Consider the following 19,749-nt stretch of genomic DNA (forward strand, 5'->3'; position numbering starts at 1 on the left):
GGCAGTTCCCATGCGTACAGCAGTCATCACCGCGGCAGGCGAGGTGGACGTCAGAGAGATACCTGTGCCGGACGTGGGCGACTCGGAGGTGCTGGTACGCATCGCCGCGTGCGGGGTGTGCACCATGGAGGCCAACCTGTACGCCGGGCGCATGCCCGTCTACCCCTCCGCCGCCGGTCATGAGATCGCCGGGTGGGTGGAGCGGGTGGGCGAGAAGGCCGCCGGGCTTGAGGACATGCCGGAGGTCGGGTCGCTGGTGACCATCGACGGGCTGCCCCGCTGCGGCACCTGCCGCAGTTGCCGGGCCGGGCAGTCGGCGATCTGCGTGGCGCTCCAGGGGAACGTGCGCGAGGACGGCGCGATCACCATGGGCGAGGGGCTGGCCGACTACATCAAGGTGCACGCCTCGCGCGTGTGGTCGGTGGGCGACACCGACCCGGCGGTGGCCGCGATGGGCGAGCCGCTGGCCTGCGTGGTGCACTCGCTGCGGCGGGGTGGCTTCCGGGCCGGGGACCGGGTCACGGTGATCGGCGCCGGGTACATGGGCCATCTGCACCTGGCCGTGACCAAGCAGCTCCAGGCGCGCAGCGTGGCCGTGGTGGAGCAGGACGAGCAGCGGCTCGCCGCCATCGCGGCGGCGGGGGCGGACACGGCCGTCGCGCCCGGGGACATCGGGCAACTCCCCCAGGCGGACGTGGTGTTCGTGACCATCGCGTCCCGGGAGTCCATCGCCCTGGCGCTGGCCGCGGTGGCGGACGGCGGCCGGATCGTGCTGTACGGCGGCTCCGACGGGCCGCCGGCCGAGCTGCCCGGCTACGAGGTGCACCGCCGCCAGCTGACGGTCACCGGCTCCTTCAGCCATGAGCCGGAGGACTGGCGGGCGGCGGCGGAGCTGCTGCGCGGGGGCGCGCTGAACGGGCGGCTGGAGACGCTGGTCACCGCGCGGTACGCGCTGGACGAGGTCGAGAAGGCGCTGAAGCAGGCCGCGGAGACGCCCGTGTACCGGGTCGTCGTGACGCCGTAGCCGCGCGGGCGGCATTTCCCACCGCGTTTCCACCACTCCCGAGAGACGGAAAGAGGACCACCGTGTCCCCGCACGACACCACCCTGCACGTCGGTGTGCAGCTGCACCCCCAGCACACCGACCTCAACCAACTGCGCACCGCCTGGCGCGAGGCCGACGACATGGGCGTCGACTCGATCTGGACCTGGGACCACTTCCTGCCGCACCACGGCGACCCGGCGGGCCGCCACTACGAGTGCTGGTCGCTGCTGTCCGCGATGGCGGTGGAGACCAGCCGGGCCACCATCGGCCCGCTGGTGAGCTGCACCGCGTTCCGCAATCCGCATGTGCTCGCCGACATGGCCCGCACCGTCGACCAGCTCAGCGGGGGGCGGCTGGTCCTGGGGCTCGGCGCCGGGTGGTTCGAGGCGGAGCACCTGGAGTACGGCATCCCGTTCCCGGGCCCGGCCGCGCGCCTGGACGCGTTCGAAGCGGCGATCACGGCGGTCAAGGAGCGGCTGGGCAAGCTCAACCCGGGGCCCGCGGGACCGCTCCCCCTGCTGATCGGCGGGGCCGGGCGGCGGCGCACCCTGGAGCTGGTGGCCCGCGAGGCCGACTGGTGGAACTGGTACGGCTGGGCATCCGAGGACCCGGTCGCCGACTTCCGCGAGCTGAACGGCGTGCTGGACCAGTGGTGCGAGCGCGTGGGCCGCGACCCGGGCGAGGTGGCCCGTACGGTCATGGTCAACCCGGACCAGCTGCCGCTCGTGGAGGGCTTCGCCGAGGCCGGCGCGGTCCACGTGGTGCTGTCCCTGGCCGCGCCGTACGACCTGCGGCAGGTGGAGGAGCTGCTCAAGGTGCGCGAGGCGCTGGGCGCCGGGCGGGCTTCTTGACGGCTGACGCCGCGCCGCCCCGGGAGGCGCTGGGGCGGCGCTTCCGCCTGCTCATGGGCTGTCTGCTGCTGTCCACCCTCGGCAACGGCCTGTGCTTCCCGTTCACCGCCATCTACGTCAGCGAGCTGCTCGGGCTCGGCTCCCGGGCCGCGGGCGGCTACTTCATCGCGATGGCGGCGGCCAGCTTCGCGGCCGCGCTGTTCGGCGGGCCGCTGGCGGACCGGGCGGGGCCGCACCGGGTGGGCGCGCTGGGGGCCGCGGCGCTGGCGGTGGGGTACGGGATGCTGGCCCCGGCCGGCCAGGTGGCCCTGGTGCTGCTGTCGGGCGCGTGCGTCGGGGTGGGCTTCGGCCTGTTCTACGCGTCGATCGTGGGCGTCGTGGACGCCGCGGTCCCGGAGAGCGGGCGGCGTACGGCCTTCTCCGTCCGGCACATCGTGAACAACGTGGGCATCGGGGCCGGCTCGGTCGTCGCCGGGCTGGCGCTGACCGGGGCACAGGCCCCGGTCGGGACGCTGCGCTGGCTGTATGTGGCCAACGCGGCGGCCGCGGTCCCGCTGATGGCGGTGATCTGGGCCCTGCGGCCCAGGGGCGAGGCCGCGCGGGGCGGCGAGAAGAGCGAGGAGGCCGGCGGGCCGACGTACCGGACGCTGCTGCGCGGCCGCCCGATGGCGCTGCTCGTACTGGCCCAGGCGCTGTTCGCGATCGTCGGCTTCACCCAGATCGAGGCCACCGTGCCGCTGCTGCTGCACGACCACATGGGCGTCACGCTGGGATGGGTGTCCGCGGTGGTGGCGGCCAACTCGTTCGCGCTGGTGGCGTTGCAGCCGCTACTGCGGCGGCGGCTGGAGCGGCTGCCGGAGACGGTGGCGCTGGCCGCCGGCCCGGTGCTGTGGGTGGCGGCGTTCGGCTGCGGTCTCGGCGCCGTACTGGCCGGGGACACGCTCTCGTCCGTGGTCCGGTACGGGCTGCTGCTGGCCTTCGCGGTGGTGTTCGCGGCGGGCGAGCTGATGTACTCCTCGGCCTTCTACCCGCTGCTGCTGCGCTGGTCGGGCGAGGCGGCCGTGGGCCGGGCGAGCGCCCTGGCGTCGCTGGCGTGGAACCTGGGCACGGCCTCCGGGCCGCCGCTCGGGCTGCTGGTGCTCGCGCACGCCTCGGCCACGGGCAGCTGGGTCGCGCTCGCGGTGGGCGCGGCGGCGGCGTTCGCGGTGGCGGGCGCGCTGCACCGCCGGGCGGCGGGCGGATGAGCCCCGCCGCCCGGGCGCGCGTGAGGCCGGGTTGAGGTCGGCTACGGCCGAAGCCCGCTACGACTTGGGCAGGTAGTCGTTGGAGTACGCCTCTTCCGGGGTGACCGTCTTCTCCAGCAGGCCCTGGTCGTACATGAAGTCGGCCATGCGGCTCCAGCTCTGCGCGTCATTGGTGCCCAGCTCGCCCGCGTCGTTCTGCATCATGGGCGTGGTGGCCTTGAGCACCGCGAGCGCGTTCTTCTGCCGCTTGGCGTCCTTCAGCCCGGGGACGTATTTCTCACTCAGCTTGACGGTGTCCTCGGGGTGGTCGATGGCGTACTGAAGTCCGCGCAGAGAGGCGTCGACGAACTTCTTCATGTCGTCGCCGCGCTTTTTCAGCGTCTTCTCCTGGACGCCGATTCCGACGCCGACCAGCGGGTCTCCCTTGTCGCCTCCGTCGAGGGTAAGGGCGCGGACCTCCTGGCCGGCTTCTTCGAAGGCGACGGCGTCATTGTTCAGGTAACCCATCACGCCTTCGACCTTTTTGCCGGTCAGCGCCGCCTGCTGGGTGAAGCCGATGTTCTTCACGTTGGCGTCCTTGACGGACAGGCCGCCTTCTTTCAGCAGCGCCAGCAGGCCGAAATAGGTCTCCCCATACGGGCCCGGGGTACCGATCGTGCGGCCCTTCAGGTCCGTGGGCTTCTTGATGTCGGATTCCTTGGGGACGATGAGACCCACCGGGTATTTCTGATAAAAGGTGGCGATGTCCACGAGGGGGACATTCTTGGCGCGGGCCTGGAGCATCTCGTCCCCGCCCGCGTAGACCACGTCTTCCTTGCCCGACTTCAGGGCGCCGAAGAGGTCCTCGGCGGCGCCGTGGTGGCGCAGGTCGACGTTCAGCCCGGCGTCCTCGTAGTAGCCCTTCTCGGCCGCCACGTAGAACGGGGCGAACTGGATGTTGGGCGTGTAGGTCAGCCCGACCGTGATCTTGTCTCCGCCCTTGCCCCCCGCGTCCTCCGGCTTCTCGGCGCACGAGGTCAGGGTGGCCACGGCCACCACCGACGCGAGAGCCGCCCCCGTGACCTGGTGTCTCCGGGTGTGCCTCGTGGACGTCCTTACCAAACGCACGTACTTCTCCTCAGTGAGTGGAAGGTGTCGGTCAGCGCTGTACGAGCCGCTCCACCAGGCGGATCACGCCATAGAAGCAAGCGGCGAGAAGTGCGAGCATGACGAGCGTCGAGAAGAGCCCGATGGTGTCGGCCTCCTGCCGCTGGACCGACAGGAGCTGTCCGAGCCCCTCGCCGCCCATGACGAACTCGCCGACCACCGCGCCGGTGATGGACAGGGTGAAGCCGTTGCGCACCCCCGTGAGGATGCTGGGCAGCGCGAGCGGCAGCTCGATGTACCACAGCATCCCCCACCACCCCACGCCGTCCACGCGCGCCGCCCCCATCACATCGGGGTCCAGCGAGCGCAGGCCCAGCACGGTGTTCACCAGGATGGGGAAGAAGACCAGCAGCGCGCACAGCATGGCGAAGGGCAGCAGCCCGTAGCCGAACCAGAGCGCGAACAGCGGGGCCAGCGCCACCGCGGGCACCGCCTGCGACGCGGCCAGGTACGGCTGGAGCGCCGAGGCCGCGAGGTCGCTGCGGGCGATCAGATAGCCCAGCGGCAGGGCCACCCCGAGCCCCATGCCGCTGCCCGCGAGCGCCTCCCACACCGTCTGCTTGGTGTACCGGAGCAGATCGCCGTGCAGCAGCTCGTCGACGAAATGTCTCGCGATGTCGAACGGCGCCGGGAGATAGAACGTGTCCACCGCGCCGGTCCGGACGGCGAGGTCCCACACGATGAGCAGGGCCAGCCCGAATACGAGCGGCGGGAGCACCCCGCGGTACACCGATCCGGCCGCGTTCCTCCGAACTCGGCGCCCTTGCGCCCCCTTGGGGCTTTGACTTCCGCGGCCCGTGTGCGCTGTCTTTCCACCGTTCTCCCCGGACTTTCGTACCTGTCCGGGCCGGGGTGAATGCGGCGGGGCCGTCCCCGGTCCGCCACTGGCGCCCGCCGTGGCGGTCGCACCCCTTCCGCGCCCCTGCGTCATCCCCAAATCCCCTTGTATTACCGGCTGTTGCCGGATCTCCGGCACGCCCGCGTGCAACCTATCGCCAGGCCGCTCAGGATCACAATGCGATCGGGAAAAAGGAAATCACGCCGTCATCCGGAGGATCTTGGCGCCCCTCGGGTCCGACTTCACGAGCCGGTGGAGAAACGGTCGAGGATGCCTAGCTCACACGCGCGCACCCCGGCCTGAAAACGCGAGTTCACCTCGAGGAGCTCCAGGATTCCGGTCACGTATCGGCGGTAGGTGCGCACCGAGATCGCCAGCTCACGGGCGGCGGCCTCGTCCGTGACCCCGTCCCCCAGCCGCCGCAGCACCCGCCGCACCATCTCGGTGCGGGCGCGGTTGCCGAAGTCCAGCGGGCGGGCGGCGGGCGCGGCGGTGCGCCAGATGTTGCCGAACAGGCCGTGCAGGGTGGCCACGACGGCCGGGTCGCGCACCAGGGAGGCCTGCCGCCCCTCGGCCGTGTCCGTGCACACCAGGGCGGTCCGGCCGTCGGCGATCACCGCCGTGGGCAGCGGCACCGCCGCGATCCGGATCTCCGGGGGGCGCGCCCCGAGGCCGCCGCCCGGCCCGAGCGCGGGGCCGGCCTCGGCCAGGGGCCGGGTGCGCAGCACCCGCACCTCGACGGGGTCGGCTCCGCCGGTGTCACCGACGCCCGAGACCAGGGCGTGGAGGGCCGCGTGGTCGGCCGCCAGCCGGGGCGTGGGCTCCGGGAAGGCGGCGTCGACGCTGCGCACGGCCCGGCCGACGACCTGTTCGGCGGCGGCGAGGAAGGCGGCGTCCGCCACCCCCACCTCGGTGAACAGCGCGTCCCGGGACCGCCGGGCCCGGTGTTCGTGGACGGTGGACTCCAGGAGGGTGCGCACCTCCCGCAGGGTGCGGTCCAGGGCGTCCCCGGCCGCACCGGCCGGCTCCTGGCCGCCGGACCGGGGGGCGGCGGGGCGGTCGGGCGGGGTTTCCGGGCGTCTGCGCTCGGTGAGCCGCGCCGCGGTCCGGCCGGGGGCCCGCGCCGCCGCCCGCTCCCCCACCCACCCCGTGGCCCTCCCGGTGGTTCTCCCCGTGGCCCGCGCCGTCCGATCCGTCATGGCTTCGTCATCGCTTCGTCGTCCCGCCTCGCGACATGGTCAGGGTCTCGAGTGCCGTCAGGGGCCGCCCGGCAGCAGCCCCGCCTCCACCGCCCGCGCCCCCGCCTGGAAGCGGGAGTGCGCGCCCAGCTCGCGCATGATCTCCGCGACATAGCGGCGGTAGGTGCGCAGCGACACCTTGAGGTCGCGCGCCGCCACCTCGTCGGTGACCCCGGCCCGCAGACACTCCAGGATCCGCCGCGCGGAGTCGGTGCACAGCCGCCCGGCCGGGCGCGGTGGCTCGGCGAGCGCCGCGGCGTTCCCCCACGCCCCGGCGAACATCAGGTCCAGCGCCTGCACCGTGGCCGCGTCCGCCACCAGGGAGGCCGGCGGTCCGGCCCGGCCCGCCTCCGGCCGTACGTACGCGAGCCGGCCGTCGACGAGCAGCACCTCGGGCAGCCCGCCCTCGGCCGCCCGCGCCTCGCAGCGCGGGTCGGTACGGGCCAGCGCGCGCACCCGCGGGCCGGCCAGGGCCCGGGGCAGGCACAGCAGCCGGACGGCGACGCCCGCGCGGCCGGGGCCGGGCGGGCGGGCGAGCGCCGAGCAGACGGCGTCCTCCTGCTCGGGGTCTCCGGACAGCACGACGGCCACGGTCCGCTCGGCGCCGGCGATGAGCCGGTCGGCGGCCTCGGCGGCCGACGGACGGCCGGGCCCGGTCCGCGTCCACCACTGCCGGGCCCGGTCCTGGCGGTGCCGGGTCACCACGGACTCGATCAGGTCGTGCGCCGCGACCAGCGCCCGCTCCACATGGTCGAAGCCCGCGGCCCCGGCCGTCCCGTGCTCGGGTGACGGCTCGGACGTCCTCGCAAGACCAACCATGACTTCCCCTGGAGGGCGAAGGTGACCAGTTTTCGAAATACCCGCCTGGTTCGAGAATTCCTTGTCGCGCGACGAGATCAGGTGTAAATGCTATGTAATTCCGCCGACGACAGTAATTCGCACACAGCGACGACGTCAACGCGGGGCGTGAGGTAAAGAGTTGGCAAACGGCGGCGTGTCAGAGCGTACCCCGGCGCCGTACGCGCGGAGCGACACGCCGTCTGTCAGCAAGTTGCACGTGTCCGCGCCGACCGGTCGGCAACCCGGCACCCAGCGCAGCCGCCACGCCACCGTGGGCAACCTCCGGCGCGTACCCCTGTCCGGTTGCTGCCACCGGGCAACCGGACGCACGCTCACCCCCGTCCGGGGGGTGCACGGGGAACACGGGATCACTGGGGGCCGAAGCTGATCGGGCCGTGGAAATCCCGGCCCTGAATCACCGGGCCGGTGATCCGCGCGCCGTCCGAGACGGAATTGTGGACGGTGCCGTGCTCTTCGGCCGGTGCTCCGTACCGGTTGAGCCAGGCCGCGAGATCGCGTCCCAACTCCGGGTCCTGGCGGGCCCGTTCGACCAGCAGCTCGGCCAGCCGGCGCAGCCGCTCGGGGTCGTCGTACGGAATCGTCACAGGCTCGGCATCGGCCGTCGGGTCGGCAGCCGGGTCCACGCCCGGATCCGCCCCCGGATCGCCGGCCGGGTCCGCGCCCGGGTCGGACGCACCCCGCCGCAGCACCCTGCGGGTCAGCGCGCTCAGCCCGTCCAGCGCCCGCCGGCCCGCCTCTCCCCCCGCCCCCGACACCGCCGCGTTGACCGCCGCGATCAGCGCACCCGCCGTCAGCGGATCCATCGGCCCCTCCCCGGTTCGCAGACCATCGCCGCATCGCACGCTACCGGGCGACGGCTCACGGACCGACTGATTCCGCGCGAAGGGTGAACCAGACCGTCTTCCCGGTGGGGTTGAGGTCGGTCCCCCACTCGTCGGCCGTCTTGCTGAGCAGGAACATCCCGCGCCCGCTCTCGGAGAGGAAGTCGGGCTCCTTGACCACCGGCAGCGAGGGCTCGGTGTCGCTGACGGCGGCGCGTATCCCGTACGGACGGTTCTCGAGGACGAGTACGCAGTCGGGCGAGGCGGCGTGCTTGTGGACGTTGGACAGCAGCTCGGTGACGCACATGGCCGCTGCGGTGATCAACTCCTCGCGGCCCCACTGGCGCAGCCGCGCGCCCACCACGCGCCGTACGTCCGCGAGCGTCTGCGGATGGACGCGCAGGCGCAGCTCGTATCTCCCCCAGCTACTGCTGGGAGGCGCCCCCTGCGGAAAGTTCTCTGCCATGTCGTCCAGGGCCCTCCAAGGCACGGCGCGCTGCCGTGTCGCACAGGCGATCCTGTCCCATTGGCGTGCCACTCGCAATGTTTCGACCCGGTCGCCCAAGACTGGCATATGCCGCCTGGTCGTCGTAGTTGGCGATACGTCAGACTGGCGACATGACCTACCACCCGGTGCCCACCGTGCGGCGCAGGCGGCTGGGGTCCACTCTGCGGAAGCTGCGTACCGAAGCGGGGATGACGTTGGACGCGGCGGCCGAGGCGCTGAACGCGGCCCAGCGGGGGCGTGCCGGCGCCCGGCACTGGAGCGCGCCGAAGCTGTCCCGGATAGAGAACGCGAACGCGACGATCCGCGCCACGGAGGTCGCCGCCCTGCTCGAGGCCTACGCGATCAGCGACGCGGAGGTGCGCGCCGCGCTGGAGGGGCTGGCCAAGGACGCCGGGAAGCGGGGCTGGTGGCAGACCTACCGCGGCGTGGTCGCCCCCGCGTACGCGGACTACATCTCGCTGGAGAGCGACGCCGAGTCCGTCCGCGACTACGCCCCGCTGGTCGTCCCCGGCCTGCTCCAGACGCCCGACTACGCGCGGGAGACGATCGCGGCCAACGCGGTCGCCCGCAGCCCGGCCGAGGTCGCCGCGCTCGCCGAGGTGCGGCTGGCCCGCCAGGCGGTGCTGACCCGCCCGCGCGCCCCGCTGCGGCTGTGGGCCGTGATCCACGAGGCGGCCCTGCACCGGCGCTTCTCCGGCCGTCCGGCCATCATGACCGAGCAGTTGCTGCGGCTGCTGGACGTCGCGGACTGGCCCACGGTCACGCTTCAGGTGATGCCGATCGACGCCGCGCCCAACCCGGGGGACGCGGGGGCCTTCACGCTCGTGGGGTTCCCCGGCCCGATGCCGGACGTGGTCACCCAGGAGAACCTGCGCGGCCCGGTTTACGTCGAAGGAGCCGACGACGTCAACGTCTTCGCCGACGCCTTCGGCCACATCGTCGACAGCGCGCTGTCGCCGGATGAGACGAAGGCCCTCATCGCCGGTCTCGTAGGAAAGAGGGCCCCACACCGTGAACACCTCCCAAGCGCCCGAGAACCCGCATGACCCGTCCCCGAACCCGAACCCGTACCCGCGCTGGCGCAAGTCCTCGTACTCCGTGGGCGAGGGCCAGTGCGTCGAGGTCGCCTCGTGGGGCGGCCTGGTCCGGCTGCGCGAGAGCGACGACCCGAGCGCGGTCATCGGCGCCGCCCCGGCCGTCTGGGCCGCCTTCGTCCGTGGTGTGAAGGCGGGCTCGTCAGACGGGTGAGCCCGCGCGGAGCACGCCCCGGAAGAGGTCGCGGGGCCCGGTCCGACGGACCGGGCCCCGCCCTTCAGACCGCTCAGACCGTTCGGCGCTTCAGAACTGCACGTCCGAGCACGCGTAGAAGGCATTGGGGGTGTCGGCGACCGTCCACACGGCGAGGATCAGGTGGCGGCCGGTCTTCCCGCTGGGCATCTTGCCGGTGTGCGAGAAGGTGCTCGGCGGCCGCTGGCCGTTGTACGGGACGGTGAGGAACGGCGTGGTCTCCAGGCTCGCGCGGGTCAGCTTCTGGCTGGGGTTCCAGCCGTTCTTGGTGATGTAGTACCTGAAGTCCGTGGTGGCGTGCGCGGCGGTGAAGCGCCAGTTGAACGTGTAGCTCTGCCCGGCGCTGACCTTGGTGGCCGGCCACTGCCCGCCGCGCGGGTCGTCCAGCTGGGCGAACCGGCTGTTGCCGCCGGCGCAGAGGGTTCCGTCGGCCGGGCCGCCGGAGGGGAAGCCCTTGGGGCCCTCGACGCTCTGCGGCTCCCACTGGATCTCGCCGCAGTTGGCCACGGTGCCGTTGGCACACAGCTTCTGGCGGCTGATGGGCGAGTCGGTGTAGCCGTGGCTCGAGGCGCTGCCGCTGGTGGTGAGGACGGAAACCGCCGCGAGCCCGATGCCGATGAGGGCGGCGCTGATCTTCTTGCGCATGCTTCGCTCCTGAAGACGTGGGGGAGTGCTTCGGTGAGCCGAGTGCAGTGCGGTCTAGACCAAGCCGCAGACTAGCCGGACTTTCATGGTCATGTCCATACCAATCCCTTGAGTTGTCCATACCAATGAAGCGCCCCCGGGAGCCGCGAACCGCCCCGGGACCCGGCCGGGCCGCCTGGTCAGGAGCACCCCTGAAGGTCGGGTAGGATTCATCCGTCAGCAGGCGCCGCTAGCTCAGTTGGTTAGAGCAGCTGACTCTTAATCAGCGGGTCCGGGGTTCGAGTCCCTGGCGGCGCACTTGGCTTACGCCACTGACCAGGGGTTTCTCGGTTCGCCGAGAAACCCCTGTCGCGTTTTGGCGCTAAGCTGGCCCGATCGGAGGTGGCTGTGGCGGCGCGCACTCGCGGCATGGCGAGCGACATTCAGGAGCGCATCAAGCGCCTGATCATCGACCAGCGGCTGCCGTCCGGCGCCCCGCTGCCGACCGAGACCGAGCTGATGGAGCTGCTCGGCGTCAGCCGCAACTCCGTACGCGAGGCCCTCAAGGGGCTCCAGGCCATGGGCATCGTGGAGATCCGGCACGGCTTCGGCACCTACGTCGGGCCCATGTCGATGGCGCCGATGATCGAGGGGCTGCTCTTCCGCACCGTCGCCGGCCACTACCGCGGCGAGGACAGCCTGCTGCAACTGCTGGAGCTGCGCGAGGCGGTGGAGACCGGGCTGATCGCGCGGCTGGCCGGGCGCATACCCCCGGCCGACCTGGCCGAGCTGGACGCCCTGGTCGAGCGGATGGAGGCGGAGGCCGCCGAGGGCGCGGTGCGCGCCGAGACGGACCGGGCCTTCCACGCCGCCCTCCACCGCGGCCTGGACAATCTGCTGCTCAGCGAGGTGCTGGAGGCGTTCTGGGACGCCTTCCACCGGGTGCGCACCGATCTGGTGGATCTGCACGCCGACCCCAAGGTCACCTGCCGCCAGCACCGGGAGATCCTGGAGGCGGTCCGCACCGGCGATGTCGTACGGGCCGAGGCCGCCGTCCGCGATCACTTCGGCGACATCCGGGAGCGGCTGCGCTCCCCCCACCACGACTGACCCGGCGCCCGGCCCCCTTCTCCCCGGCCCTCTTGGGCTTCTTCCCGGCCGTCTTCGGCTTCTTCCCGGCCGCCTTCGGCGGGTCGCTCGCCTCTTCCTCCCACTTGAGCCACAGTCGTCCAGCGATGACCGTTTGGACATCACTTGCCCTACCTTGGGGGACGATAAGACGTGAAGTACCGACCGAGTCGCCGCACCCGCCGCTTCGGGATCGGTGCGGCGGCCGTGCTCGTGCTGGCCGGAATGAACGGACCGGCCCTCTACCGCTTCAGCTCGGACAAGTACCACCACTACGAGATCAACCAGCCGGAGTACAAGGCCAGGAACGGCCACTGGGACGTGGTGAACGTCCCCGAGGAGTACCGGATCAACACGATCCACGCCGCCCTGCTGCACACCGGCAAGGTGCTCCTGGTCGCGGGCTCCGGGAACAACGCCAGGAACTTCGCCGCCAAGTCCTTCCGGAGCGTCCTGTGGGACCCCGAGAAGAACACGTACCGGAACATCCCGACGCCCGAGGACCTCTTCTGCGCCGGACACACCCAGCTGCCGGACGGAAAGCTGCTGGTGGCGGGCGGCACCCAGCGCTACGAGAAGCTCAAGGGCGATGTGGAGAAGGCCGGCGGCCTGATGTTCGTCCACAACGAGAACCCGGACAAGCCCAAGACGTTCCCGGCGGGCACCCGCTTCACCGGCAGGAAGAACGGCAAGACCTTCGAGTCCAAGGACCCGGTCCTGGTCCCGCGCGCTAAGAAGACCAAGAACCGCAAGACCGGCAAGGTCACCGTGACCGCCAGCACCGTCCGGGTCTATGTCGAGGCGCTGCGCAAGGGGAAGCGGTACCAGACCGGCACCGAGGACAACTACCGGATCCACGGGCTGCGGGGGAAGGACCGGCGGAACTTCTACGGCATCGCGCAGAAGCTGTCCTTCGACAAGAAGGACTTCCAGGGCATCAAGGACGCCTATGAGTTCGACCCCGTCGCCGAGCGGTACATCCCGGTCGACCCGATGCACGAGGCCCGCTGGTACCCGACCCTGACCACCCTCCAGGACGGCCGGGTGCTCTCGGTCTCCGGCCTGGACGAGATCGGCCAGGTCGTACCGGGGAAGAACGAGATCTACAACCCCCGGACCAACACCTGGAAGTACCTGCGCAAGCAGCGGTTCTTCCCCACCTACCCGGCGCTCTTCCTCACCGACGGCGGCCGGATCTTCTACACCGGCTCCAACGCCGGATACGGCCCCGACGACAAGGGCCGCACCCCCGGCGTCTGGGACCTGAAGACCAACGTGTTCAAGACCGTGCCCGGCATCAGCGACCCGGACGTCCTGGAGACCTCGATGTCCGTGCTGCTGCCCCCGGCCCAGGAGCAGCGCTACATGGTGCTCGGCGGCGGGGGCGTCGGCGAGGACCCCGAGTCCACCGCGAAGACCCGCATCGTGGACCTGCACGAGGACCGGCCGCGCTTCCGCGACGGGCCGAAGCTGTACGCGAAGGTCCGCTACCCCAGCAGCGTCATCCTCCCCGACGACACCGTCCTGACCACCAACGGCTCGGGCGACTACCGGGGGCGCGGCGGCAGCAATGTGCTGCGGGCGGAGATCTACGACGCCAGGACCGGCACCTCGCGCGGCGTGGCCGACCCGCTGGTGGGCCGCAACTACCACTCCGGGGCACTGCTGCTGCCCGACGGCCGGGTGATGACCTTCGGCTCCGACTCGCTGTTCAGCGACGACGCCAACACCAAGCCGGGCAGGTTCCAGCAGCAGATCGACCTGTACACCCCGCCGTACCTGTTCCGCGGCGCACGGCCCGCGCTGGCCGACGGCGCTCCCCGGACCCTCAGGCGCGGGGCGACGGCCACCTACCGGGCCCGGAACGCCTCGGCGATCCAGCGGGTGCGGCTGATCCGCCCCGGCTCCTTCACGCATGTGACCAATGTCGAGCAGCGGTCCATCGCGGTGGACTTCATCACCAGCGGGGACAGCGTCGGCGTCAGGATCCCGGAGGACCCGTCGCTGGTCCCGCCGGGGTGGTACATGCTCACGGTGGTGGACGATCGGGGGATCCCCTCCAAGGCGGTCTGGGTGAAGGTGCCCGCCTCCCGGGGCGCCGCCAAGCACTGACGGCGGCAGCCGTCCGGACACCCCGACAGCCCGGCTGTCGGGGTGTCGGGCTGTCGGGGTCCTGCGGCGCTATGTGGCGTTACGGGCGAGGTCGAGCGCGTACCGCGGCCACCACCGGCCGGCCTGGGGGCCGCCCTTGCAGGTGCCGTCCGACTCGCCCGGACGCTTGATCCACAGATAGGCCGCGACCGCCGGATCGCCCGTGCGGACCGTCGGCGTCTCGCCCAGCGCCCGCCCCTTGGGGTTGCACCAGGCCTCCGGGTCCTCCTTGCCGGGCACCGGGCCCTTGCCGTTGCGGCTGGTGTCGATCACGAAGGGCTTGCCGCCGACCAGGGCGGAGAGCTTCTTGCCGTAGACCTTGTTGTCCCCGGTGGTCTGGTAGTTGGCGATGTTGAGCGCGAAGCCGTCGGCTTTCCTCAGCCCCGCGCGCCTGAGCGGCTCGGCCATCCGGCGCGGGTCCTTGATCCAGTGCGGATTCCCCGCGTCCAGGTAGACCTTGGTGCGGGGCAGGCCCTTGAGCTTGTCCACGGCCCCGGTCAGCAGGTCGTACCGCTCCTCGAGGAACCGCTTGGGCGTGCAGCCGTCCACCGCGTGCGGCAGCGCGTCGGGCTCCAGGATCACCGTGGTGGCCCGGTCGCCGATGCCCCTGACCGCCTTGTCCAGCCAGGCGCGGTACGCGTCGCCGTCGGCGGCGCCGCCCTTGGAGTACTGCCCGCAGTCGCGGTGCGGGATGTTGTAGAAGACCAGCAGCGCGTCCCGCTCCTCCGCGGCGGCGGCCTGGGTGAACCCGCGCGCCTGGCCCTCCGGGTCGTCCACTCCCAGCCACTCGGCGACCGGCTGCTCGGCGATCCGCTGTATCAGCCGCGCCTCCTCGTCCTTCCCCTTCCTGCGGTACGCGGCGACCTGCCGGGCGGCGCTGCCGTCCGGGTTGACCCAGTACGGCATGACATTCCGGGGGCGCTGAGCGGGCTTGGCGGCGGCGATCGCCTCCTCCTCGCGGTCGGAGGACGACGAGCCGAAGCAGCCGGAGAGCGCCAGGAGTGACAGCAGCGCCCCCACCACGGCCCCGCCCCGGGCCGCCCCGCCGCGCGCCCGGACTGTCCCGCCGCGCACGGCCCCACGCCGGCGGCCGGTGTGACTCCCGTACATCCACTCCCCCTTGGGTGCACGCTCCGGGGCTCACCCCTCAAGCCCCGGGTAGGACAAGACCGGCCGAAACCCTCAAGACCGGCGGAAACCATGCTTGCACACCAGACCGACCCCGGTGCGGTTGTCCACAGCCCTTCGCGCGATTTCGCCCGGTTGACAGGCACTCATCCGACTGGGACTCTCCGATGCGACAAGTCCATATATCGAGGCGACGGCACACAGGAACCCGGTGCGAATCCGGGACGGTCCCGCCACTGTGACCGGAAGTCAGCGCGCGCGGGCGCGCCGCGCTTCCGGGAGTCAGGAACTGGCCCGTCGTCCTCCTTCCTGCGAGGGGCGTGGAAACCCCACAAGGAGGCAAGAGCGGATGTCCCTGCACACTGCGCGGCACACCGACCCCGCGGCCGTCTCGGCCGCCACCGTCCGCACCCGCGACTGGCTGATCGCGGCGGGCGCGGTCGTCCTGGCGCTCATCGCGCTGTACGCGGTCTTCATCGACAACGGCTCGCTGATCTCGGCGACCGGCGACTACCTGCACGAGTTCTCGCACGACGGCCGGCACCTCTTCGGTGCCCCCTGCCACTGACCGGGTCCGGCACCCATGGCAGACGGCCACGTCCCCGTACTTCCCCTGCTCCGGCGCGGACTGGCGGCGGGCGGCCTCGCGGGCCTCGCCGCCGGGCTGTTCTCCCTGCTGCTGGCCGAGCCCCTGATGGACCGTGCCATCCGGCTGGAGGAGAGACGCCAGGAGGGCGAGCACTCGCACGCCGCCGCGGCCGCGGCGGTCAAGCACCACGAGGAGCTGTTCTCCCGCGGCACCCAGCACTTCGGCCTCGTCGTCACCGCGGTGGTCGTCGGGCTGGCGCTCGGCGTCTTCTTCGCGGTCGCGCACGCGCTCGTCCACCGCCGGTCCGACGCCTCCGCCCGGCCCTGGCCCCGCGCGATCGCGCTCGCCGCGGCGGGCTTCGCCGGGCTCTCGCTGCTGCCGGGCCTGCGCTATCCGGCCAACCCCCCGGGGGTCGGCGACGCGGGCACGGTCGGCGACCGCCAGCTGATGTGGGTCGCCGCGGTGGTGATCGGCGCCCTCGGCATGGTGCTCGCCTGGCAGGTGCACACCCGGCTGACGGCGGCGGGCCGCGCCCCCGCCGTCTGCCAGACGGCGGTCGCCGGGACCCTCGTCGCGGTGCTCCTCGCCCTGTTCGCCCTTCCCGACAACCCCGACCCGGTGCCCGTCGAGGGCACGCTGCTGTGGGACTTCCGGATGCTCTCGCTCGCCTCCCACGCCGTGCTGTGGGCGGTCCTGGGCGCCACGTTCGGCGCGCTCGGCCTGCGCGCGCTGCGCGAGCGCCGGGCGGCGGGGCACCGGCCCGACCCGGTCCCCAGCGCCGTGTGATCCCCCGGCCCCGAGGCGGGGTGGGCACGGCTCACCCCGCCTCAGGGCCCGGCCCGGTCGGATGCGCGGGGGGATGCGCGGGGAAAGCGCGGGGGTCAGACGCGCCGGCTCCCGGTCAGATACGCCGACACGACCACCCGCGCGCCGCCCGGCCCGCCGCCCGCGACCAGCCGCAGCTCCGCCCGTCCCCGGGCCCGCGCCCCGTACACCCGCCGGGCGTCGAGACGCTCGGCGGTCACCAGCGCGACGTCCTCGACGGTGAACTCGGCGACCGTCCCGTCCGCCCGGAACACCCGCACCGCGTCCCCCCGCCTGACCCCGCCGAGGCGGCGAAGGACCCCGCCGTCGGCCGGCCCGACCAGCACCGACGCCCCGGAGGCACCCGGCCGCGCCCCGGCGCAGTGCCAGCCCCCGGCCCCGTAGCGGCCCCTCTCCGCACCCGCGACCACCGGGGCCGCGAGCCCCACCGACTCGACGACCACGCCCCGCGGCCGCGCGGAGGGCACGGCGGGCAGGGGGCGGTGGGCGCGCGGCAGCGGATGCGTCGGGGGGCGCCCCACCGCCGCCACGTCCCCCGTCATCGGCACCGCGCCGCCCAGTCCCTCCACGGCGTCGTGGCCCCACACCCACAGCCCGAGCAGCAGCGCCGCCCAGATCACCCCGGCGATCGGCCGGCCCACCCGGCCGGAGCCCTTCCCGGACACCGCCGTCAGCCCGCCGCCGGTCCGGCCGGGCGACGGCGGCGGCGCACCGCGAGCCCGGCGACGGCCATCGCCGTGCCCCCGGAGAGCGCCAGTCCGTACGCCTCGGCCCCGCCGAAGTCGTCGCGCGTCGCGGCGTCGGCCGGCGCGGTGCCCGAGTGGGCGCGGTGCACGGGGGCGTGGTGTGCGTGCGCCGGGGCGTGGCGTGCGGGGGCGGCGTCCTCCTGGTCCGCGCCGGCGGGGCCGGCGGCGGCCAGGACCACCGCCGCCGCGCAGGCGGCCGTACGGAGCGTGAGGGCGAGCGGGCGCATGGTGAACCTCCTGACACCACCGAGGCTCACGCGCGCCGCCGGGAGCCGCATCCGCTGCGGCTCCCGGCTGCTCCGTACGGGTCAGACGCCGCCGGCCGGTGCCGGAGTCAGACCCGCTCCACCAGGTCCGCGATGGAGTTCACGACCGTGGAGGGCCGGAAGGGGTGCCGGTCGACCTCCTCGGGCCGGGTGACCCCGGTGAGCACCAGGAAGGTCTCCATGCCCGCCTCGAGACCCGCCAGCACATCGGTGTCCATGCGGTCGCCGATCATCGCGCTGGTCTCGGAGTGCGCGCCGATGGCGTTCAGCCCGGCGCGCATCATCAGGGGGTTCGGCTTGCCGACGAAGTACGGCTCGGCCCCCGTCGCCTTGGTGATCAGCGCGGCCACCGAGCCGGTGGCGGGCAGCGCGCCCTCCGCCGAGGGCCCGGTCTCGTCGGGGTTGGTCGCGATGAAGCGCGCGCCGTTGTTGATCAGACGGATGGCCTTGGTAAGCGCCTCGAAGCTGTACGTACGGGTCTCGCCGAGGACCACGTAGTCCGGCTCCACGTCGGTGAGGACGTAGCCGATGTCGTGCAGGGCCGTGGTGAGGCCCGCCTCGCCGATGACATACGCCGTGCCGCCCGGCCGCTGGTCGTCCAGGAACTGCGCGGTGGCCAGCGCGGACGTCCAGATGTTGGCGACCGGCACGTCCAGGCCTATCCGGGACAGCCGGGCGTGGAGGTCGCGCGGGGTGTAGATGGAGTTGTTGGTGAGGACGAGGAAGGGCTTGCCGGACTCGCGCAGCCGCTTGATGAAGGCGTCGGCCCCGGGCACCGGGATGCCCTCGTGCATCAGCACCCCGTCCATATCGGTGAGCCAGGACTCGATCGGCTTGCGCTCTGCCATTGCGGACTCTCCTGCCGTGCACCAATAACGCCTGAGGGGGACACCGGCCGCGCCTCACGGGCGCGGCCGACGCACCAAGCGTAGTCAGCCGCTCCGGGCCCGAACCGCGGCGGTCCCGCGCCGGGTGCTCCAGCGCGACAGACCAGGACGGGCGTCCGATCCTGGTCATGGAAGGTCGCTTCCGCATCGAGAGCGAAGCCTCCGCGTCCCCCGGGTCCCCCGGGACTTCCCCGCGAAGGAGATTCAGATGAGCCTCAAGGACAAGCTCAAGGAAGCGCTCGGCAAGCGCCAGAGCCGCGCGCGGCACGCCGCGCCCAAGGGCGGCAAGGGCGCCACCGACCAGCCCCGGCGCGAGGCGGAGAAGCTGGACGAAGAGCTGCGCCGGCGGGGCGAGCAGCCCCCCGGGCCCGGACAGTAACGGCTCCTTCCTCGCCCCCGCCTCCCCTCCCCTCACCGCCGCAGGCGCCGGGACATGGCCACCAGGGCGGCCCCGGTGAGGACGAGCGCGCCGCTGACGGCGGCGAGCCCGAGGAGCACCGCGTCCCGGCCGGTCGCGGCGAGTTCCGGCGGCCTGGCCTCCTGGTCGCCGTCCTCGCCGCGGGCGGCCGCCTCCTTGCCGGAGCCGCCGGGGCTCTCGGGACGGGCCGCGCGACCGGTCCCGTCGGGGCTGGGCGCGCTGGTGGGGGGCTCGCCGGTGGAGGTCCCCTCCGTACGAGGCGTCCCCGTCTCCCCCGTCTCCCCCGTCACCCTGCCGTCCCCCGCCGCCGCGTTCTCGTCCGCGCGCTCGTCCGGGTCCGTCCCCGCCTCCCCGGCGCGCTCGACGCGGAAGTCGTAGTCGTCGGACTGGCCGACCCAGTCCCCGTCGTCCGCGCGGCGCTGCATCGTGATGACGTTCGCGGTCACGGGCCCGGTGGGCGCGGAGTCGGTGAAGCGGGTCCGCACCGCGACCTCCACGCGCCCGCGCGCGGGCACCGTGAAGCCCGGGAAGGGGTCGCCGAAGACCCCGATGTTCTCGTGCTCGTCGGTGGTCTCGAAGGACACGGGCCGCCAGGTGCCGCCGTCGGGGTTCTCGCCGTACGGGTCGAGGAACTCCATCCGGATGTGGCTCGGCCGCAGGGCGCGCCCGCGGTCGACGAGGATCGCGATGGGGTGGATGGCGCGGCACTCGGCGCGCGTGGTGTTGCGCAGCTCCAGGTGCCAGGCGCGCCAGCCGCCGCCGGGCGCGTACCGCTTCGGCCCGCCGTACAGCCGGGCGTCGATCGGGAACTCCGAGCTGCCGCGCCGCCCGCAGGAGGGCACCGACCCGGGCTCGGCCGCGGGGGCGTGCGGGAGGGCGTGCGCGGCGGGGCCGCACCACAGGACCGGCGCGAGCGCGAGGACGGCGGTGGACTTGGCGGCTCGGACGACGAGGGTGGAGGGCGAGCGCATGGGCGACCTCTGCTGCCGTGTTTTCCCGGGTGCCCTGTTGCCTTCCACGCCCGGGCGGCCGACACGCGGCCGGGTGTGCCGAAGGCCCACAACCGGCGGTCGGAATTCACCCGATCGGCCCATCGGATCCTCACCCGATCGGCTCTTCGGCTCGTCGTGTCGTCAGCCCGTCGGCGG

22 protein-coding genes, 1 tRNA gene and 1 riboswitch are annotated in these 19,749 nt (G+C 72.9%); of the genes, 11 read left to right on the forward strand and 12 right to left on the reverse strand.

Annotated elements, in window-relative coordinates:
* Positions 1 to 10: 10 nt before the first annotated feature.
* The 3 genes from BBH68_RS07350 to BBH68_RS07360 all read left to right on the forward strand — a co-directional run bounded on the left by BBH68_RS07350 (position 11) and on the right by BBH68_RS07360 (position 3,140).
* Positions 11 to 1,024, forward strand: coding sequence for a zinc-dependent alcohol dehydrogenase (locus BBH68_RS07350; protein ID WP_065959924.1), 1,014 nt, complete (start codon positions 11 to 13; stop codon positions 1,022 to 1,024).
* A 62-nt stretch (positions 1,025 to 1,086) separates the two neighbouring features.
* A complete protein-coding gene (locus BBH68_RS07355; RefSeq protein ID WP_065959926.1) occupies positions 1,087 to 1,896 on the forward strand; it encodes an LLM class F420-dependent oxidoreductase in 810 nt (269 codons plus the stop codon).
* Positions 1,893 to 3,140: an MFS transporter gene (locus BBH68_RS07360; protein ID WP_281182468.1), complete on the forward strand. Its 1,248-nt coding sequence runs from the start codon at positions 1,893 to 1,895 to the stop codon at positions 3,138 to 3,140. Before BBH68_RS07355 ends, BBH68_RS07360 begins: the two co-directional genes overlap by 4 nt.
* Positions 3,141 to 3,197: 57 nt before the next feature.
* Here the strand turns inward: BBH68_RS07360 and BBH68_RS07365 are convergent, their stop codons facing one another.
* The 6 genes from BBH68_RS07365 to BBH68_RS07390 all read right to left on the reverse strand — a co-directional run bounded on the left by BBH68_RS07365 (position 3,198) and on the right by BBH68_RS07390 (position 8,510).
* The gene (locus tag BBH68_RS07365; protein WP_065959928.1) at positions 3,198 to 4,247 is read right to left on the reverse strand and encodes an ABC transporter substrate-binding protein; all 1,050 of its coding nucleotides are present in this window, start codon (positions 4,245 to 4,247) and stop codon (positions 3,198 to 3,200) included.
* A gap of 31 nt (positions 4,248 to 4,278) precedes the next feature.
* On the reverse strand, positions 4,279 to 4,812 hold the full coding sequence (locus BBH68_RS42960; RefSeq protein ID WP_404779193.1) for an ABC transporter permease: 534 nt from the start codon (positions 4,810 to 4,812) through the stop codon (positions 4,279 to 4,281).
* 554 nt (positions 4,813 to 5,366) lie between these two features.
* Complete coding sequence (locus BBH68_RS07375) at positions 5,367 to 6,323, reverse strand: helix-turn-helix domain-containing protein (RefSeq protein ID WP_245737940.1); 957 nt, start codon at positions 6,321 to 6,323, stop codon at positions 5,367 to 5,369.
* A gap of 57 nt (positions 6,324 to 6,380) precedes the next feature.
* Positions 6,381 to 7,181, reverse strand: coding sequence for a helix-turn-helix transcriptional regulator (locus tag BBH68_RS07380; RefSeq protein ID WP_065959930.1), 801 nt, complete (start codon positions 7,179 to 7,181; stop codon positions 6,381 to 6,383).
* A 389-nt stretch (positions 7,182 to 7,570) separates the two neighbouring features.
* Complete coding sequence (locus tag BBH68_RS07385; RefSeq protein ID WP_065959932.1) at positions 7,571 to 8,026, reverse strand: hypothetical protein; 456 nt, start codon at positions 8,024 to 8,026, stop codon at positions 7,571 to 7,573.
* Positions 8,027 to 8,081: 55 nt separating this feature from the next.
* Positions 8,082 to 8,510, reverse strand: a complete 429-nt coding sequence (locus BBH68_RS07390; protein WP_065959934.1) for an ATP-binding protein — start codon at positions 8,508 to 8,510, stop codon at positions 8,082 to 8,084.
* Between the two features lie 152 nt (positions 8,511 to 8,662).
* On the opposite strand from BBH68_RS07390, the gene BBH68_RS07395 reads away from it, so the two are divergent.
* Complete coding sequence (locus BBH68_RS07395) at positions 8,663 to 9,598, forward strand: helix-turn-helix domain-containing protein (RefSeq protein ID WP_065959936.1); 936 nt, start codon at positions 8,663 to 8,665, stop codon at positions 9,596 to 9,598.
* Positions 9,564 to 9,800: a DUF397 domain-containing protein gene (locus BBH68_RS07400; protein WP_065959938.1), complete on the forward strand. Its 237-nt coding sequence runs from the start codon at positions 9,564 to 9,566 to the stop codon at positions 9,798 to 9,800. Before BBH68_RS07395 ends, BBH68_RS07400 begins: the two co-directional genes overlap by 35 nt.
* Positions 9,801 to 9,890: 90 nt before the next feature.
* On the opposite strand, the gene BBH68_RS07405 is transcribed toward BBH68_RS07400, so the two are convergent.
* Positions 9,891 to 10,484, reverse strand: coding sequence for a lytic polysaccharide monooxygenase auxiliary activity family 9 protein (locus BBH68_RS07405; RefSeq protein WP_065959941.1), 594 nt, complete (start codon positions 10,482 to 10,484; stop codon positions 9,891 to 9,893).
* Between the two features lie 223 nt (positions 10,485 to 10,707).
* Between BBH68_RS07405 and BBH68_RS07410 the strand changes: the two genes are divergently transcribed.
* The 3 genes from BBH68_RS07410 to glxA all read left to right on the forward strand — a co-directional run bounded on the left by BBH68_RS07410 (position 10,708) and on the right by glxA (position 13,703).
* Positions 10,708 to 10,781: transfer RNA gene (locus BBH68_RS07410), tRNA-Lys, on the forward strand.
* A 111-nt stretch (positions 10,782 to 10,892) separates the two neighbouring features.
* Positions 10,893 to 11,573, forward strand: a complete 681-nt coding sequence (locus BBH68_RS07415; protein WP_065959943.1) for a FadR/GntR family transcriptional regulator — start codon at positions 10,893 to 10,895, stop codon at positions 11,571 to 11,573.
* 171 nt (positions 11,574 to 11,744) lie between these two features.
* Entirely contained in the window at positions 11,745 to 13,703 is a 1,959-nt protein-coding gene (gene glxA, locus BBH68_RS07420; protein WP_065959945.1) for a radical copper oxidase GlxA, read from the forward strand.
* A 69-nt stretch (positions 13,704 to 13,772) separates the two neighbouring features.
* Here the strand turns inward: glxA and BBH68_RS07425 are convergent, their stop codons facing one another.
* On the reverse strand, positions 13,773 to 14,852 hold the full coding sequence (locus BBH68_RS07425) for a glycoside hydrolase family 6 protein (RefSeq protein ID WP_065959946.1): 1,080 nt from the start codon (positions 14,850 to 14,852) through the stop codon (positions 13,773 to 13,775).
* Positions 14,853 to 15,027: 175 nt separating this feature from the next.
* Positions 15,028 to 15,182, forward strand: a riboswitch (cobalamin riboswitch).
* Positions 15,183 to 15,219: 37 nt separating this feature from the next.
* On the opposite strand from BBH68_RS07425, the gene BBH68_RS07430 reads away from it, so the two are divergent.
* Both BBH68_RS07430 and BBH68_RS07435 read left to right on the forward strand, forming a co-directional pair.
* Positions 15,220 to 15,438, forward strand: a complete 219-nt coding sequence (locus tag BBH68_RS07430; protein WP_065959948.1) for a CbtB domain-containing protein — start codon at positions 15,220 to 15,222, stop codon at positions 15,436 to 15,438.
* A 15-nt stretch (positions 15,439 to 15,453) separates the two neighbouring features.
* A complete protein-coding gene (locus tag BBH68_RS07435; RefSeq protein ID WP_065959950.1) occupies positions 15,454 to 16,245 on the forward strand; it encodes a CbtA family protein in 792 nt (263 codons plus the stop codon).
* A gap of 95 nt (positions 16,246 to 16,340) precedes the next feature.
* Here the strand turns inward: BBH68_RS07435 and BBH68_RS07440 are convergent, their stop codons facing one another.
* The 3 genes from BBH68_RS07440 to BBH68_RS07450 all read right to left on the reverse strand — a co-directional run bounded on the left by BBH68_RS07440 (position 16,341) and on the right by BBH68_RS07450 (position 18,144).
* Complete coding sequence (locus BBH68_RS07440) at positions 16,341 to 16,949, reverse strand: sortase domain-containing protein (protein WP_245737941.1); 609 nt, start codon at positions 16,947 to 16,949, stop codon at positions 16,341 to 16,343.
* Positions 16,950 to 16,954: 5 nt separating this feature from the next.
* Positions 16,955 to 17,257 carry a hypothetical protein gene (locus BBH68_RS42540; RefSeq protein WP_065959954.1) on the reverse strand — a complete coding sequence of 101 codons (303 nt, stop codon included), beginning with the start codon at positions 17,255 to 17,257 and terminating at the stop codon, positions 16,955 to 16,957.
* A 107-nt stretch (positions 17,258 to 17,364) separates the two neighbouring features.
* Positions 17,365 to 18,144: an HAD-IIA family hydrolase gene (locus tag BBH68_RS07450; protein ID WP_065959957.1), complete on the reverse strand. Its 780-nt coding sequence runs from the start codon at positions 18,142 to 18,144 to the stop codon at positions 17,365 to 17,367.
* A gap of 247 nt (positions 18,145 to 18,391) precedes the next feature.
* Between BBH68_RS07450 and BBH68_RS41390 the strand changes: the two genes are divergently transcribed.
* A complete protein-coding gene (locus BBH68_RS41390; protein ID WP_141712965.1) occupies positions 18,392 to 18,562 on the forward strand; it encodes an antitoxin in 171 nt (56 codons plus the stop codon).
* Between the two features lie 32 nt (positions 18,563 to 18,594).
* Here BBH68_RS41390 and BBH68_RS07455 read toward each other — a convergent pair whose 3' ends face one another.
* A complete protein-coding gene (locus tag BBH68_RS07455; RefSeq protein ID WP_079150855.1) occupies positions 18,595 to 19,572 on the reverse strand; it encodes a hypothetical protein in 978 nt (325 codons plus the stop codon).
* Positions 19,573 to 19,749 lie beyond the last annotated feature (177 nt).

The sequence above is a fragment of the Streptomyces sparsogenes genome (assembly GCF_001704635.1).
Classification (GTDB): Bacteria; Actinomycetota; Actinomycetes; order Streptomycetales; family Streptomycetaceae; genus Streptomyces; species Streptomyces sparsogenes.